Raw genomic sequence first — 16497 nt, 5'->3', positions numbered from 1 at the left:
TGGGTATGCCGTTCTGGACGCTCTGCGTCCGATGTTGAATGTGCGGCGCGGCACAGATGTGTGACGCAGAGCGTCACGAAAGGCATTCCCACGCCGGAGCGTGAGGAACGATAGTCGTCAGGGAAATCGCGGAACGGGTGGCGCGCTGTTGTACGGGCAAACACTACCGTGCCCATGCTCCGCGTGGGTATGCCGTTCTGGACGCTCTGCGTCCGATCTTGAATGTACGGCGCGGCACAGATGTGTGACGCAGAGCGTCACGAAAGGCATTCCCACGCTGGAGCGTGAGGAACGATAGTCGTCAGGAAGATCGCGGAACGGGTGGGGCGCTGTTGTACGGGCAAACACTATCGTACCCATGCTCCGCGTGGGTATGCCGTTCTGGACGCTCTGCGTCCTCTTTGAGCATGACGCACGCAAATCCAATAAGCTCCAATGCCTGGCTCGGTCAATAGCGACGCACGTCCCGGCATACAGGAGTTCTCCATGCGTAAGGATTACCTCGCTTTCTTCATCTCGCTTTTCCTGTCCAGGCTGGCGGATCAGATTCTATTGTTCATTGTGCCGCTGGTGGTGTTCCAGACCACCAACAGCGCTTCATGGGCGGGGCTGGCGTTTTTCGTCGAATCGCTACCGAGGTTTCTCGCGTTTCCGTTGTGCGGTGCCCTCTGCGACAAGTTCTCGCCAGTCAAAATCCTGCACATCAGTCAGGTCTACCGGGCATCGCTGTGCGTGCTGGCGATGGTGCTCTACGCCATCTTTGGCGGTATTGGATGGCTGGTGGTGCTGTCGGCATTGTGCGGGGTGCTGACCACGCAAGGCATCATGGCGCGCGAAGTGCTCATGCCGCATATCTTTCAGCATTACAGCTACACCAGAACGCTGTCCTATTCCCAGATTGCCGACCAGTCCGGGCTGGTTCTCGGGCCCTTGGTCGCGGCACTGATGCTTGAAGTGTGGGCCTGGCACTGGGTCGTACTGTTGACCGCTGGCCTGTTCCTGCTGGCAGACCTGAGCATGCTCGCGTGGCAACGTCTCAGCCGTATCACGCTGGAGGTGTTCGAGCAGCATCAGGACATCTGGCTGCAGCCGTTACGGATTGCCTTCGGGCATATCCGCAGCCTTACGGAATTGAAAAAGATCATCACGCTGGCAGTAGGCGTCAACCTGATCGTCGGTGTAACGCTGGCGACCTCGGCAGCCATGGTGATCGGAGAGTACAGCGCCGGCAAAGACAGCTACGCCGGGCTGCAGGCGGCGGGTGCGGTGACGACCATCGTGATCCTGTTCTTCCTGGCCCGCGTGGCTCTGCCTATGCGCGTGCTGGGTAGCGTCGGTTTTTCGATGATCGCGACCGGGGCATTCATCAGCGCCCTGAGCCCGAACCTGATTGGCTATGCGCTGGGGTTTCTGTTGATCGTCGGCTTCGACAAGATGTTCAACGTCTACATGCGCACCCTCCGGCAGCGGGTGATACCGCCTCAGGACTTCGGCAAGACAGTGGGCGTGATCACGTTGCTCAACAACCTGTCGCAGCCTCTGGCGGGTTTGCTGGTGGCCCTGCTCGCAGCGCCCTTGGGCGTCCGCCAGGTCATTCTGATGCTGGCCGTGCTGACGAGCGTTATTGGGGCGGGTGCCCTGTGGTGGTTCGCAAAGGCACGCAGCCCATTCCCGACCGCTATTGTTGAGGCTGATCGGGAGGCCGGGAAACGAAAAGGCGAGGGTTGGAGTTGAATGGAATCGAGGGCCAACGCAAGAGTGATTAGCCCCCTGATCGATTCGACAGGCTGCTCTCCGTCCCTACAGAGAGCAGCCCAATTGCCGTTGCTTCAGCCTTAAAACGCCAATGTCACCCGAGCATTCAGCGACTGGTCCGATGCGTCGTTGCTCACCTGACCGTCGTAGCTCAGGCCTACGCTCAAGGTATCGCTCAACCCCAGGTCGACACCTGCGCCGAGGACGGCTGCGCTGCGGGCGATGGGGGCGCCGGAGAGTTCGAAGGTGTCACCGCCGCTGAAGGCCGAGCGGCTTTCCGGGGTGACGTCGCCGTAGGCGCGGCGCCAGCCCAGTGTTGCGTTGGGTTTGATCACGACGCTGCCAGCGCTCAGGCGGGTCGCTGCACGCAGGCCCACGGTGCTGAAGGTGATGTGGTTGTCCTGGGACTTGTTCTGCAGGCTGATGGCGTTGCTGTTCTCGTCGAAGGCGTCGGTGTCCAGGCGTACGTGCGCCAGGTTGGCGAAGGGTTCAAGTTGTGCGTTGCCCATTTCCAGGGTGTAGCCCAGTTCGCCGAAGACCTGATTGGTCGCTGCCTTGTAGTCTTCCTTGAAGTGCTCGGACGAGCCCGGCAGGTCCAGCGTGCGCTTGGCGGTCAGCTCGTGCCAAGTGCGTACCGCGCCGAGGCGCAGGCCCAGTTGGCCCCATTTTGCGCCGCCATAGACACCCAGATGATAGTTGTCGCTGTCGGTCGAACCGGACGCGTGGCGCAGGTCGAAGCTGCTGTTGCTGAAGCCGGCCAATGCACCCACACGCCAAGTGTCGTCGAGCGGTACGTCGGCGCCGAACAGCAGGCCGCTGGTGCGGGTTTCGAGGCCCGAAGCGTCGCGGCTGCTGTCGGTCTGGCCGGTCGCACCGATGGCCTGGGTCCACACCACACCGCGCGAGGCATCACCGGCCAGGGTTTGCGTGGTGCTGCCGAACGCCTGTGCGGATTGCGCTTGTTGCATGCGACCGTTCATGGCATTGCGCACCAGCCGGCTGTCTTCGATCAGTGCAGATTGTGTCGATGCATGCAGCTCGTTGGACAGCGCCTTGAAGGTCGCCTGTGCTGTCGAGGCGTCGTCCTGCACCACCTGACGCCACAGCGCATTGCCTGCTCCCGCGCTGTCCAGACCCTGCGCGACTGCCTTGGCGTTGCGCGTGGTCGCCAGGCTGGCGAAGGTTTGTGCGTTGCGATCCAGCGTCAGCCCGACATCGGTGGCGGTGTAGTTCAACGTCGGGGTAAGGAACGCGAAGTTGGTTTGCACGGCGGCAAATGCACCGCTCACGCCACCGGCTGCGGAGAGGATCGAGTAACGGCTGGCGGCCAGCCAGTTACCGCCCTCGACCAGTGACAGCGTGCTGTTATTGATCGTCGCGCGACCGCTGGCGACGATACGGTCGGCATTGCCGTTGGCGTCCGACTCCACCTGATAGACCGAACCCTGAGCCAGGTTGACGTCACCGTTGACGTTCAGTTGCCCGACCGAATTACCCGGCGCAACCGTGCCGCCCTGAGCGACATTGATGCCGCCGACGGTGCCGTTGCCACCCAGCGTTGCGCCTTGCTGCACGCTGACGACGGAGTTACCGAGGTTGCCATTTACCGCCAGGCGACCGGCCTGTAGGGTCGTCGCGCCGGACAGGCTGCTGTTGCCGGTCAGGTTCAGTGAACCGACGCCGCGCTTGATCAGCGCACCGTTGCCGGTCAGGGTGTTGGCGAGGGTGTCGTTGGTGGACTGATCGACCACCAGCGTTGCGTTGTCGGTGATCGTGCCGCTGCCGAAGGCCTGGGCATGACCGGTCAGGGTGCCGCCGTTGATCAGCGTGCCGCCCGAGTAGGTGTTGTTGCCGGTCAGGATCAGGTTGCCCGTACCGTTCTTGATCAGCGCACCGCTGCCGCTGATGTCGTTGCGCCAGGCGTCGATGGCGTTATAGCCGCCTAGGCTGGCGTTCATGTTGACGGTGACGTTGGAATTGAACGCGCCGTAACCATCGCCTGCGACATACAGGTTCAAGCGACCGTAGCCACCTGACTGATCGATCACTGCATAGCCCGACGACAGTTCGGTGGTCGCCAGAATCTCGCGGCGCTGGCTGGCGTCGAGGTACGGGAAGCGTGTTTCCAGCAGCACTTCAGCGTTGGTCGGCACGACCGGGGCGAGGTTGGTCGGGCCGACCGGGTCGAAGCCATAGGTCATGCGCGCGGTGTACAGCGCCTTGTCCTGTGCATGTTGGGAAGTGCGGTCGGTGGCCGGGTCGATGGCCGTCATGCAATTGTTGACGTTGCCGCCGCACTGAGCGGTGAAATAGGCCAGCGCCTGGGCGCGAGCATCGGCGCGCAATTGCGTGTTGGCGGAATTGGACAGGTTGTCGATGGCGAAATAGGTCGCCGTGATACGCCCGCCCATCACGTCGAAGGGCGAGTGCATACCGGCTTCTATGCGGTTGTCGCCGATCTCCGAAGCACGCAGCATCAACTCGCTGAACCGCTCGGGGATCGCGTAGGCCAATGCGTAGGCTGAGAGGTAGGCGGCGTTGGTGTGACCGCTGGGGAAACCCGAGTCGCTTGCCGGTGTGGTGCTTTCGGCCGGGCGCAGGGAGGGTGCGACGACGAATGCCAGGCTCTGTCCGTCCAGGCTCTGCCGCCATGGTCGTGGATACAGATAGTGGGACTTGGCCGGGGTCGTGGAGGCATCGTTGCGTACGGCACCGACCAGATCGACCACTTTGCCCAGCGCCGAGGACGAACTGCCTGCGCCGTTGCCCTTGTCGTCGTACTTGACGGTTTTGTTGCTGTCGTCGAATTGCGTGATGGTCGTGAAAGCGCCCGCGCCTGCTTTATAGGCATCGCTCAGCGAGCCCAGACCGCTGATGGCGCTATAGCTCTGGTCACGGCGGTCATCGAAATAGGCGGCGGTTTCCTGCGCCAGCGTGCGCGAGTTGGCTCGGTCGACCACGATTTGCAGGTTGCGCCGAAGCAGGCTCTGGCCGAGGACCGTCGGCGTGCCGGTGTCCCAGGTTGCGCCGGTCGTCCACAGGGTGTTGAACCCCGAGAGCAGGTCGACGCCGTTTATACGATTGTCACTGGAACGGCTCGCTGCCTGAACCGAGACGGCAAGCAGCGACAGTATCAATGACGACACCATGACATGGACAACCGGTTTATTGGATCGCATAGCGGGCGCTTCACTCAGGTCGAATAAGGCGCCGACCCTAGCAAGCCGTTCTGACACTTCGATGTAACTGTCATGACACATTTATGCTGGCTGACGTTACACAGCGAGGCAGTGAAAAATTTCAGCACTATCGATATTCTTTAACGGTATTTAAATTCTCTTTCTTATAGCTATAGAGTTTCGTCTTTCAGTCACATTGTTCTGGAGTCGGAGTTCTCATGCCAGCAGCCTCCCTCGCTTCATCGTCCGCCCAACCTGCTTCGCAATCCTTCGAAGTGCGTCCATTCACCGAAAAGGTGGGCGCGGAAATCGTTGGGCTGGATCTGTCCAGGCCGTTGAACGATGCCGACTTCGCTCGTGTGCATCAGGCACATCTGAATCACCATGTCGTGGTGTTCCGCGATCAGCAGATCACGCCGCAACAGCAGATCGATTTCAGTCGGCGTTTCGGAGTGTTGCAGATCCATGTGCTCAAGCAGTTTCTGTTGGCCAACCACCCGGAAATCCTGATCGTCTCCAACATTGTCGAGAACGATAAGCCCGTGGGTCTGGGCGATGCCGGTAAATACTGGCATTCGGACCTGTCCTACAAGGAGCTGCCGAGCCTGGGCTCGATGCTTTACGCCCAGGAGCTGCCGAGTGAAGGCGGCGATACGCTGTTTGCAGACATGCATCTGGCGTGGGAGACGTTGCCGCAACACCTGCGCGATGCAGTCCAAGGGCGTTCAGCGGTGCACAGTTACACCGCACGCTACGCCGAGGGCCATAACGCCGCCAACTGGCGTCCGACCCTGACCGCCGAGCAACTGGCGCAGGTGGTGGAAGTCAGCCACCCGATCGTTCGCACTCACCCTGAAAACGGGCGCAAGGCGCTGTTTGTCAGCGAGGGTTTCACTACGCGCATTCTCGGTCTACCGGAGGACGAAAGCCGCCAGATTCTCAACGAGATTTACGCCCACAGCGTGAAGCCCGAGCACATCTATCGGCACCAGTGGCGGGCCAACGACATGGTGTTCTGGGACAACCGCTCCCTGATCCACCTGGCTGCCGGCTGCCCGGCGCATCTGCGCCGCAAACTGCATCGCACGACCATTCAAGGCACCGCGCCATTTTGATTCAGGAGAGCCGTTCATGAATGCTGTCGCGCAAGGCCACACGGCCAGCACCAGCACCCAGCCGCAACCGGCTGCACAGCCCACCGCTGAAGCCTTGTTGCAAGTCCGCGGCGTGAGCCTCGAATACCGCACCCCGGAACGGGTGGTGCGGGCGACGCATCAGGTCAGTTTCGAAGTCGATCCGGCCGATCGTTTCGTGCTGCTCGGCCCGTCCGGTTGCGGCAAGTCGACCCTGCTCAAGGCGGTGGCCGGTTTCATCGAGCCCAGTGAGGGCGAGATTCGTCTGGCAGGACAGCAGGTCACCGAGCCTGGCCCCGACCGCATCGTGGTGTTTCAGGAATTCGACCAGTTGCCGCCGTGGAAAACCGTGATCGAGAACGTCATGTTTCCGCTGCTGGCATCACGCACGTTGAAGCGCCCCGAAGCGCTGGAGCGTGCACGTTATTACCTGGAAAAGGTCGGCCTCAGTGCGTTTGCCGATGCCTACCCGCACACCTTGTCCGGTGGCATGAAAGCCCGCGTGGCGATTGCCCGAGCCCTGGCCATGCAACCGAAAATCCTGCTGATGGACGAACCGTTCGCCGCGCTGGATGCACTGACCCGACGCAAGATGCAGGAAGAGTTGCTCGAGCTGTGGGATGAAGTCCGCTTCACGCTGCTGTTCGTCACCCACTCCATCGAGGAAGCGCTGGTGGTCGGTAACCGCATCCTGCTGCTGTCACCGCATCCGGGCCGTGTACGGGCTGAAATCAACAGCCACCAATACGACCTGAAAAGCCTCGGCGGCGTCGGCTTTCAGCAGACCGCGCAGCGTATTCATCGGTTGTTGTTCGATGAAGGCGAGGCCGGGCCGGTGGAGCAGGATCTGAATTTTCAGGACATCCGGATTGCTTACTAGGCGACTGCCTTGATCGTTCCCACGCTCCGCGTGGTAATGCCTTTCAGGACGCTCCGCGTCCTCTCTACACGAATACCGGGAAACCCGAATCATGAGCCTCGCACCTCCCGCTCGCGAAGAATATGAAATCACGCTGGAGCCTTTCACTCAGGAAGATCTGGCCCGCGACCTGCCCCTGACACAGCGCATCTGGCAACTGGGCTGGGTGCGCAAATGCGTCATCATGATTGCTTTGGCGGTGATCTGGGAGCTGGCCGCACGTCTGCAGAACAATGACCTGCTGTTGCCGAGTTTTCTGCAAACGGCCGCCGCCTTTTATGACGGGCTGATTTCCGGTGAGTTGCCGGGCAAGGTGTGGATCTCCCTGACCGTACTGATCCAGGGCTACCTGATCGGCATCGTGCTGGCCTTCGCCCTGACCACCCTGGCAGTGTCCACCCAACTGGGCCGCGACCTGCTCAGCACGCTGACTGCGATGTTCAACCCGTTACCGGCCATTGCCCTGCTGCCGCTGGCGCTGCTGTGGTTCGGCCTGGGTCAGAACAGCCTGATCTTCGTGCTGGTGCATTCGGTGCTGTGGGCGCTGGCGCTCAATACTTACGCGGGCTTTCTGGGTGTCTCGGAAACCCAGCGCATGGCCGGGCGCAACTATGGTCTCAAAGGCCTGCGCTTTGTCTGGCACATCCTGATCCCTGCTGCGCTGCCCTCGATTCTCGCCGGTCTGAAGATCGGCTGGGCCTTTGCCTGGCGCACGCTGATCGCTGCCGAACTGGTGTTTGGCGCGTCCTCCGGCAAGGGCGGTCTGGGCTGGTACATCTTCCAGAACCGTAACGAGCTGTATACCGACAAGGTTTTTGCAGGTCTGGCGGCGGTGATCCTCATCGGCCTGCTGGTCGAGAACCTGCTGTTTGCCAACATTGAGCGCCTGACCGTCAAGCGCTGGGGCATGCAGCGTTGAAACGCCGTCTTTTTTTGACTAATCAGGGTGAGAACCACATGAACACTGCATTCCAACGCCCGGCACTGACTGTGTTGGCGGCGACGCTCGGCTTGTTTGGCGCGCTGCTCAGCGGCGGCGCTCAGGCTGAAGGCAAGATCAGCATCGCTCAGCAGTTCGGCATCGGCTACCTGATCCTCGACGTGGTGCGCGATCAAAAATTGATCGAAAAACACGGCAAGGAACAGGGCCTGGACATCAAGGTCGACTGGAACAGCATCTCCGGCGCCACGGCGATGAACGAAGCGCTGCTGGCCGGTGCGCTGGACGTGGTCTCGGCAGGCGTGCCGCCGATGCTGACCGTCTGGGATCGCACCAAGGGCAAGCAGAACGTCAAGGCGATTGCCTCGCTGGGTTCGATGCCCAATTACCTGCTGACCAACAACCCCAACATCAAGACCCTCAAGGACTTCACCGACAAGGACCGTATCGCCGTGCCTGCTGCCGGTGTGGGCTTCCAGTCGCGCACCTTGCAGATCGAAACCGCCAAGCTGTTCGGTAACGACAACTACAAAAAATTCGACAACATCTCGGTCAGCCTCGCGCACCCGGATGCGACCTCCGCGCTGATTGCCGGTGGTTCGGAAATCAACTCGCACTTTTCCAGCCCGCCGTTCCAGTACCAGGCGCTGGAAAACCCCAAAGTGCACAAGGTGCTCAGCTCCTACGACGTGCTGGGCGGTCAGGCGACGTTCAACGTGCTCTACACCACCGAAAAATTCCACGACGAAAACCCCAAGACCTACAAGGCGTTCTACGACGCACTGGCCGAAGCCGAGAAGATCATCAAGGCCGACAAACCGGCTGCCGCGCAGACTTACATTCGCGTCGAGCAATCGAAGCTGCCGTTGCCGCTGGTAGAGAAAATCGTCTCCGACCCTGAAATCGACTTCACTATCACCCCGCAGCGCACCTTCATTTACGCTGAAAAACTGCATGAACTGGGTGTGCTGAAAAACAAGGCGGCGAGCTGGAAGGATTATTTCTTCGAGGAGGCGCAGGGCACCGAGGGCAGTTGATCGGCGCGGCTTGAGGATGACGCGGAGCGTCACGAAGGGCATTCCCACGCTGGAGCGTGAGGAACGATAGGCGCTCTCAACTGATCGTTCCAACGCTCCGCGTGGGAATGCCGTTCTGGACGCTCTGCGTCCTCTTCTGAGAGAGTCAGGTTACTTCCGCTCACGAAAAACCTGCCCTGCAGGACCTTTCTTTCAGTCTTTTCTCTTTCCTGCGTATGACTTTTCCGAGAAAATCCCGGGCTCTTGCGCCTGCCAAATCTGCACTCTAGGCTGCGTCGGTCGCTGATTTTTTCAGCGACCGGGTTTAGCAGCCTGTCCAGAGACACGCAGCGCAATTACCGTTTATGGCGGCTTTGCGTGGGGCACTTTCGAGTGCGCCGGGTCTGTGTTCTCTACCGGTCTGCTAACCCGCGTTAAAGTCGCCACCCTTGTTTGTTTAGCAGCGAACATCTGATGGCCCTACTTGCAGAGGCACACATGATGATCAACTCAACCCCGTCCCCGCCGCTCCCCACCTCTCTTGAAGACTCCCTGATACAGGTCAGCGACATACTGCGCTGTGCCTCTGCCACTGCGTATGAAACCGGTGACAACCTCGATGGCCTGAAGCGTGATCTGGCATTCTCGGTGGTGCACCTGATCAATATGGCCAAGGCCGAGCTGGAGCGTTCGCTGGAGTGCATTCATAAGCATTGACACTACCTAGCAATTCTACGAGTAGCTGTTGCGGTTCCGGGCGTTCATTGTGGTCCTTGAAAACGCGTATCTCGCTAACAAGGATCACAATCCGGGTGGCCTGTCATGCCTCAGAAAAGAGTTTTATGCCGCTACAGCTACGACGCCCTGGATCGGCTCGCAATGCGCACGCCGCTGTCCGAGGCAATCGCACGTACGTTCTACCAGTCAGACCGCTGGGTCAGCGAGCTTCAGGGCGCCGAACACTGGCGCTTCCTGGGTCACGACCGCCAACTGCTTGCCGGGCAATCCGCACTCGGCGCGACATTGATGGCCTCCGACCAACAACATAGTGTGCTCGCCACCGTGCAGGCAGGATCAAGCGCTGCCATTGCCTATATGGCATACGGTCATCGACCTTCAATCAATCACCTGCCCGGATTCAATGGCGAGCAACCTGACCCTGTTACGGGTCACTACTTGTTGGGCAACGGTTATCGCGCCTACAACCCGGCACTGATGCGTTTCAACAGCCCGGACAGTATGAGTCCGTTTGGCAAGGGCGGTATGAACGCATATACGTACTGCGCGGGCGATCCGGTTAATCGGTCTGATCCGACCGGGCATAAGGTAGATGAGGGTCAGATACTTTCATTTGTGTGGATAGGGCTCGGTTTGTTCGGTGCTGTCCTGGGTGTAAAAACGGCTATTCCTGCGATAAAGGCTGTCGCCAAGGGCGGTGCACCGTTATCAACGAAACTGACAGCGGCCTCAGCAGTCGACCAGCTTGCAGCCAGCAGCGTGTTTACGGTAAGCCGGGTAATCAACGCGGTCGACCCGGACGCCCCTGCTGCGGATGTTTTGCTCGCGACGGCAATAGGCATGTTGGTTCCAGTGCTAGCCATTCGGACAGTCAGCCCGCGCATCAAGCGTTGGGAGGATGCAGGGACCAATATAAAGCGGGTTACGCAAAGGCGTTCAAGCAGTGAAGTTGCTACTGCCGCTATAGACATTCGAAGAACATCCGTCGGGGGTGGTCAGCCAAACAATGTTGGTGAAGCTATTTTGTACTGATACGTTTATCTGTGCATGATTTCTCCAGCCTGACTCAGCTGAGTGCTTACTATTAGAACGAAACGTCGCACAAACGCAGTCATCTGTTATCCCTGGACGGGGCTATCCAAAATACCGGAATTTAAGAAAGCCCGCCTTCCAACGTTAGTTGTCTGAAGTCGACAGGATGCCACCGATACCTGAAGAGCTCTTGCATTCAATCCGTGAGGGGCATGAATCGGTGGTTTGATATGTACACTACTTTCACGTTCGGCAGAGATGCTCAAGACAATGTCTTTGCCGGAGTTTGAACTGACCATCTTCAAAAGAAAGGTGCTGTGCGCCTCTCCCGCGCAACCGCTTTCTGCCCTGTTTCAATGAACCCTCCCTCTCGCATACAGTCGCATACTCGCGCTATTCTCTCGCCCTGATCACGCCCGCACCCGGCAGTCGCACAAGGAGTTTGCATGCCCGTTCGTATTTCAAGACTGGTTACGTTCGGTCTGGCCGCTGCCCTGGCGGCGCTGGCGGGCTGTGGCGAGGAAAAACCGGCTGAGCCCGAGCTGCCTCGGGTCTATGTTCAAACGGTAAAAAGTGCCGACTTCGCTGCCAGTGTCGCCCTGACCGGCGATGTTCAGGCGCGCGTGCAGACCCGCCTTTCATTCCGGGTCAATGGCAAGATCATTCAGCGCAATGTGGATGTGGGTGACCGGGTGACTGCGCGGCAGGTGCTGGCCCGGCTCGACCCCAAGGATCTGCAGATCAATGTCGACTCGGCTGCTGCCTCTGTGGCTGCCGAACAGGCCCGCGTGAACCAGTCCCGCGCGGCGTTTGTCCGTCAGCAAAAGCTGCTGCCCAAAGGTTATACCAGTCGCAGCGAATATGACTCTGCACAGGCTGCGTTGCGCGGCAGCGAAAGCTCGTTGAAGGCGGCTCAGGCGCAATTGGCCAATGCCCGTGAACAACTGGGTTATACCGCGCTGGTCGCCGATGCACCGGGTGTGATCACCGCGCGTCAGGCTGAGGTCGGGCAAGTGGTGCAGGCCACCATGCCGATTTTCGATCTGGCGCGCGACGGCGATCGCGATGCCGTGTTCAATGTTTACGAGTCCCTGTTCGTCAAGCCACCGACCGATCAGGCCGTGCAGGTCACGCTGCTCGATAACCCGACTATCAAAGTCAGCGGCAAGGTGCGCGAAGTGACCCCGGCGGTGTCGGCGCAAACCGGCACCTTGCAGATCAAGATCACTCTGGACCCGCTGCCTGAAGGCATGGCCCTGGGCTCGGTGGTCAGTGTGGCGCTGAGTGCACCGGCCAACGCCAGTGTCGAGTTGCCATGGGCGGCGCTGACCAAGGACCTTGGCGAGCAGTTGGGCAAGCCTGCCGTGTGGGTGGTGGACGAGCAGGGTAAGGTCAATCTGCGCAAGGTCACCGTCACCCGTTACCTGACCGCCAAAGTCATCATTGGCGACGGGCTCAAGAGTGGAGAGAAAGTCGTGGTGGCAGGCGGACAGTTGTTACACCCGGACATGCAGGTCGAAATTGCCGAACAGCCCAAACAACAGAACGCACAGGTGCAGCCATGAAGCGTATGTCATGCCTGCCGCTGGGCGGCCTGCTGTTGAGCGGTTTTCTATTGAGTGGCTGTGGCAAGGATGAAACACCTCCGGAACCGGTGCGCCCCGTCGTCTTCGTCGAAGCAAAGCCTGAGTCGAATCAGGATTTCGGGCGTTTCGCCGGTAATATCCAGGCGCGTTATCAGAGTGTGCTGGGCTTTCGTGTCGCGGGTCGCATCGCCCGGCGCGACGTTGACGTAGGCGCTGAGGTCAAGAAAGGCGATTTGCTCGCAACCCTCGATCCGACCGATCAGCAGAACGCCGTTCGTGCCCGGCAGGGCGACCTGGCCAATGTTCAGGCGCAGTTCATCAACGCCCAGGCCAATGCTCGCCGCCAGCAGGAGCTGTTCGATCGCGGTGTCGGTGCCCAGGCGCAACTGGACATCGCCCTGACCGATCTGAAGACCGCCAGCTCGTCGCAGGAACAGGCCAAGGCCGCGGCTCAACAGGCCCGCGATCAATTGAGTTACAGCGAGCTGCGCAGTGATCACGACGCCGTGGTCACCGAATGGAAGGTCGAAGCCGGACAGGTGGTGACAGCCGGTCAGGAAGTCGTGACCCTGGCGCGGCCGGACATCAAGGAAGCGGTGATCGACCTGCCCGATACACTGGCCGACCAGTTGCCTGCCGACGTGGTATTCACCGTCGCCAGTCAACTGAATCCGGAAGTGAACACCACCGCCACCATTCGCGAAATCGAACCCCAGGCTGATCGCACGACACGCACTCGTCGTGCGCGTCTGTCGCTGGCGCAAACACCTGCGGCGTTCCGCCTGGGCACGGCCATCAGCGTGACGCTTAGCTCGACCATCACGCCGCGCATGCGTCTGCCGATCAATGCCCTGCAGGAAGTCGATGGCAAACGCCAGATATGGATTGTCGACCCGCAAAGCCAGACGGTGAACCCCAGAACGGTGACTATTGCCAGCCGTGACCGCGATTCCTTCGTGCTGAACGATGGCGTCAAAGCGGGTGAAAAAGTGGTGAGCGCGGGCGTCAACAGCCTCAAGCCGGGCCAGAAAGTCAAAGTCGATGAGGAAAGCCCGCGATGAAAGGGAATTTCAATTTATCCGAGTGGGCCATCAAGCATCAGTCGTTTGTCTGGTACCTGATGTTCGTCGCGCTGTTGATGGGTGTGTTTTCCTACATGAAGCTGGGGCGCGAGGAAGACCCGTCCTTCACCATCAAGACCACGATTATCCAGACCCGCTGGCCGGGCGCGACGGTGGACGAGACCCTGGAGCAGGTCACCGACCGCATCGAGAAGAAGCTCGAAGAGCTGGACTCACTGGACTACGTCAAGAGCTATACCCGACCAGGCGAGTCCACGGTCTTCGTATACCTGCGTGACACCACCAGTGCCAAGGCGATACCGGAAATCTGGTATCAGGTGCGCAAGAAAGTCGATGACATCCGTGGCCAGTTTCCGCAGGGGCTGCAAGGCCCGTCGTTCAACGACGAGTTCGGCGATGTGTACGGCTCGATCTACGCGTTTACCGCAGACGGTTTCTCGATGCGTCAGTTGCGTGACTATGTCGAGAAGGTCCGCGCCGACATCCGCGAAGTGCCCGGGCTGGGCAAGGTCGAGATGATCGGTCAGCAGGACGAAGTGCTGTACCTGAATTTCTCGACACGCAAACTCGCTGCGTTGGGCATCGACCAGAGCCAGGTGGTGCAAAGCCTGCAATCGCAGAACGCGGTGACACCTGCCGGGGTGATCGAAGCCGGGCCGGAGCGGATTTCGGTACGCACCTCCGGGCAGTTCGCTTCCGAGAAGGATCTGGCTGCAGTCAATCTGCGCATCAATGACCGTTTTTACCGTCTGAGCGACATTGCTGACATCACCCGTGGCTACACCGATCCGCCCAAGCCGCTGTTCCGCTTCGATGGCAAACCGGCGATCGGCCTGGCCATCGCGATGCAGAAGGGCGGCAATATCCAGTCCTTCGGCAAGGCGCTGCATGAGCGTATGGACGCTACAACGGCGGAGCTGCCAGTCGGCATTGGCGTGCACAAGGTGTCGGATCAGGCCGAGGTGGTGAACAAGGCCGTGGGTGGCTTCACCAGCGCGTTGTTCGAGGCGGTGATCATCGTGCTGTTGGTCAGCTTCGTCAGCCTCGGGTTTCGCGCAGGGTTAGTGGTCGCGTGTTCGATTCCGCTGGTGCTGGCGATGGTGTTTGTGTTCATGGAATACAGCGGCATCACCATGCAGCGGATTTCCCTCGGCGCGCTGATCATTGCCCTCGGCCTGCTGGTGGATGACGCCATGATTACCGTGGAAATGATGGTCACACGGCTGGAAATGGGTGAAACCAAGGAGCAGGCCGCGACGTACGCCTACACCTCGACAGCGTTCCCGATGCTCACCGGTACGCTGGTGACCGTGGCCGGCTTTGTGCCGATTGGTCTGAATAACAGCTCGGCGGGGGAGTACACATTCACGCTGTTTGCCGTGATTGCCGTGGCGATGCTGGTGTCGTGGGTGGTTGCCGTTCTGTTTGCGCCGGTGATCGGCGTGCACATTCTGAGCGCCAACATCAAACCGAAATCCGAAGAGCCAGGCCGCATAGGTAGGGCATTCAACGGCAGCATGCTCTGGGCCATGCGTCATCGCTGGCTGGCGATTGCCATCACGGTAGGGTTGTTCGCCGCGTCGCTGTTCTCCATGCAGTTTGTGCAGAACCAGTTCTTCCCGTCTTCTGACCGCCCGGAGATTCTGGTCGACCTGAACCTGCCGCAGAACGCCTCGATCAACGAGACGCGCAAGGTGGTGGATCGGTTTGAAGCGAGCCTCAAGGACGATCCGGACATCGAGCGCTGGAGCACCTACATCGGCCAGGGCGCGCTGCGTTTCTACCTGCCACTCGATCAGCAACTGGAAAATCCGTTCTACGCCCAGCTGGTCATTGTCAGCAAAGGCCTGGAAGAACGTGGCGCGTTGACTGCCCGTCTGCAAAAACGCCTGCGTGACGAGTTCGTCGGCATCGGGTCGTATGTGCAGGCACTGGAAATGGGCCCGCCGGTGGGGCGTCCGTTGCAGTATCGCGTCAGCGGCGAGAACATCGACAAGGTGCGTCAGCACGCCATCGAACTGGCAACGCTGCTTGATCACAACCCGCATGTGGGCGAGGTGATCTACGACTGGAACGAGCCGGGCAAGGTCCTGCGCATCGACATCAATCAGGACAAGGCCCGGCAGTTGGGCCTGTCGTCCGAAGACGTCGCCAAACTGATGAACAGCGTGGTCAGCGGTTCTACCGTGACCCAGGTGCGCGATGATATCTACCTGATCAATGTGATCGGACGTGCCGAAGATGCCGAGCGCGGCACACCGGAAACCCTGCAGAACCTGCAAATTGTGACACCGACCGGTACGTCGATCCCGCTGCTGGCGTTCGCTACTGTCGGTTACGAGCTGGAGCAGCCATTGGTGTGGCGCCGCGACCGCAAGCCGACCATCACAGTGAAAGGCGCCGTCCGCGACGCGATTCAGCCGACTGATCTGGTCAAGCAGCTGCAACCGGAAATCGACAAGTTTTCCGCGGGTCTGCCGGTCGGCTACAAGGTGGCAACCGGTGGTACGGTCGAAGAAAGCAGCAAGGCGCAGGGGCCGATTGCCAGCGTTGCGCCGCTGATGCTGTTCCTCATGGCGACGTTCCTGATGATTCAGTTGCACAGCATTCAGAAGATGTTCCTGGTGGCCAGTGTCGCGCCTCTGGGGCTTATCGGAGTGGTGCTGGCGCTTATCCCGACGGGGACGCCGTTGGGGTTCGTGGCGATTCTCGGGGTGCTGGCACTGATCGGCATCATCATCCGCAACTCGGTGATTCTGGTGACCCAGATCGATGCCTATGAAAAAAGCGGCTACCTGCCGTGGGATGCCGTGGTCGAAGCCACCGAGCATCGCCGTCGTCCGATTTTGTTGACGGCGGCAGCGGCCAGCCTGGGCATGATTCCAATCGCCCGTGAGGTGTTCTGGGGGCCGATGGCCTACGCCATGATCGGCGGCATCATCATCGCCACGCTGCTGACCTTGCTGTTCCTGCCAGCGCTATACGTGGCCTGGTACCGCATCAAGGAGCCGACCGACGAACAGCGTCAGGAAGCCGAAGACAAGAACGAGGATGAAAACGCGCAGCCTGCGCATTGATGATCATCCCCACGCTCTGCGTGGGGATGCATTTCTCGAC

11 protein-coding genes are annotated in these 16497 nt (G+C 60.1%); 10 read left to right on the top strand and 1 reads right to left on the bottom strand.

The genetic code is table 11. The features are described 5' to 3' along the window. Positions 1-486: 486 nt before the first annotated feature. Positions 487-1734, top strand: a complete 1248-nt coding sequence (locus BLR20_RS16510) for an MFS transporter (protein ID WP_054994435.1) — start codon at positions 487-489, stop codon at positions 1732-1734. Between the two features lie 101 nt (positions 1735-1835). Here the strand turns inward: BLR20_RS16510 and BLR20_RS16505 are convergent, their stop codons facing one another. Continuing rightward, entirely contained in the window at positions 1836-4934 is a 3099-nt protein-coding gene (locus BLR20_RS16505; protein ID WP_054994436.1) for an autotransporter domain-containing protein, read from the bottom strand. Between the two features lie 218 nt (positions 4935-5152). On the opposite strand from BLR20_RS16505, the gene BLR20_RS16495 reads away from it, so the two are divergent. The 9 genes from BLR20_RS16495 to BLR20_RS16455 all read left to right on the top strand — a co-directional run bounded on the left by BLR20_RS16495 (position 5153) and on the right by BLR20_RS16455 (position 16457). Further along, complete coding sequence (locus BLR20_RS16495) at positions 5153-6049, top strand: TauD/TfdA dioxygenase family protein (RefSeq protein WP_010437570.1); 897 nt, start codon at positions 5153-5155, stop codon at positions 6047-6049. Between the two features lie 16 nt (positions 6050-6065). After that, positions 6066-6947: an ABC transporter ATP-binding protein gene (locus BLR20_RS16490; RefSeq protein WP_032613608.1), complete on the top strand. Its 882-nt coding sequence runs from the start codon at positions 6066-6068 to the stop codon at positions 6945-6947. Positions 6948-7038: 91 nt separating this feature from the next. Further along, on the top strand, positions 7039-7905 hold the full coding sequence (locus tag BLR20_RS16485) for an ABC transporter permease (RefSeq protein WP_010437567.1): 867 nt from the start codon (positions 7039-7041) through the stop codon (positions 7903-7905). Positions 7906-7943: 38 nt separating this feature from the next. Then, entirely contained in the window at positions 7944-8963 is a 1020-nt protein-coding gene (locus BLR20_RS16480; RefSeq protein WP_054994437.1) for an ABC transporter substrate-binding protein, read from the top strand. Positions 8964-9443: 480 nt separating this feature from the next. Then, positions 9444-9659 carry a DUF6124 family protein gene (locus BLR20_RS16475; protein WP_025990892.1) on the top strand — a complete coding sequence of 72 codons (216 nt, stop codon included), beginning with the start codon at positions 9444-9446 and terminating at the stop codon, positions 9657-9659. Positions 9660-9764: 105 nt separating this feature from the next. Then, positions 9765-10712 (top strand): RHS repeat-associated core domain-containing protein, encoded by a 948-nt coding sequence (locus BLR20_RS16470; RefSeq protein ID WP_054994438.1) that lies wholly within the window; start codon positions 9765-9767, stop codon positions 10710-10712. 446 nt (positions 10713-11158) lie between these two features. Further along, a complete protein-coding gene (locus BLR20_RS16465; protein WP_054994439.1) occupies positions 11159-12277 on the top strand; it encodes an efflux RND transporter periplasmic adaptor subunit in 1119 nt (372 codons plus the stop codon). Beyond that, on the top strand, positions 12274-13359 hold the full coding sequence (locus BLR20_RS16460; protein ID WP_054994440.1) for an efflux RND transporter periplasmic adaptor subunit: 1086 nt from the start codon (positions 12274-12276) through the stop codon (positions 13357-13359). Before BLR20_RS16465 ends, BLR20_RS16460 begins: the two co-directional genes overlap by 4 nt. After that, positions 13356-16457: an efflux RND transporter permease subunit gene (locus tag BLR20_RS16455; protein WP_054994441.1), complete on the top strand. Its 3102-nt coding sequence runs from the start codon at positions 13356-13358 to the stop codon at positions 16455-16457. The genes BLR20_RS16460 and BLR20_RS16455 overlap by 4 nt, the downstream gene beginning before the upstream one ends. Positions 16458-16497 lie beyond the last annotated feature (40 nt).

The organism is Pseudomonas congelans, assembly GCF_900103225.1.
Classification (GTDB): Bacteria; Pseudomonadota; Gammaproteobacteria; order Pseudomonadales; family Pseudomonadaceae; genus Aquipseudomonas; species Aquipseudomonas congelans.
The sequence above is the reverse complement of the archived record's forward strand: the minus strand, read 5'-3'. Positions and strand labels throughout refer to the sequence as shown.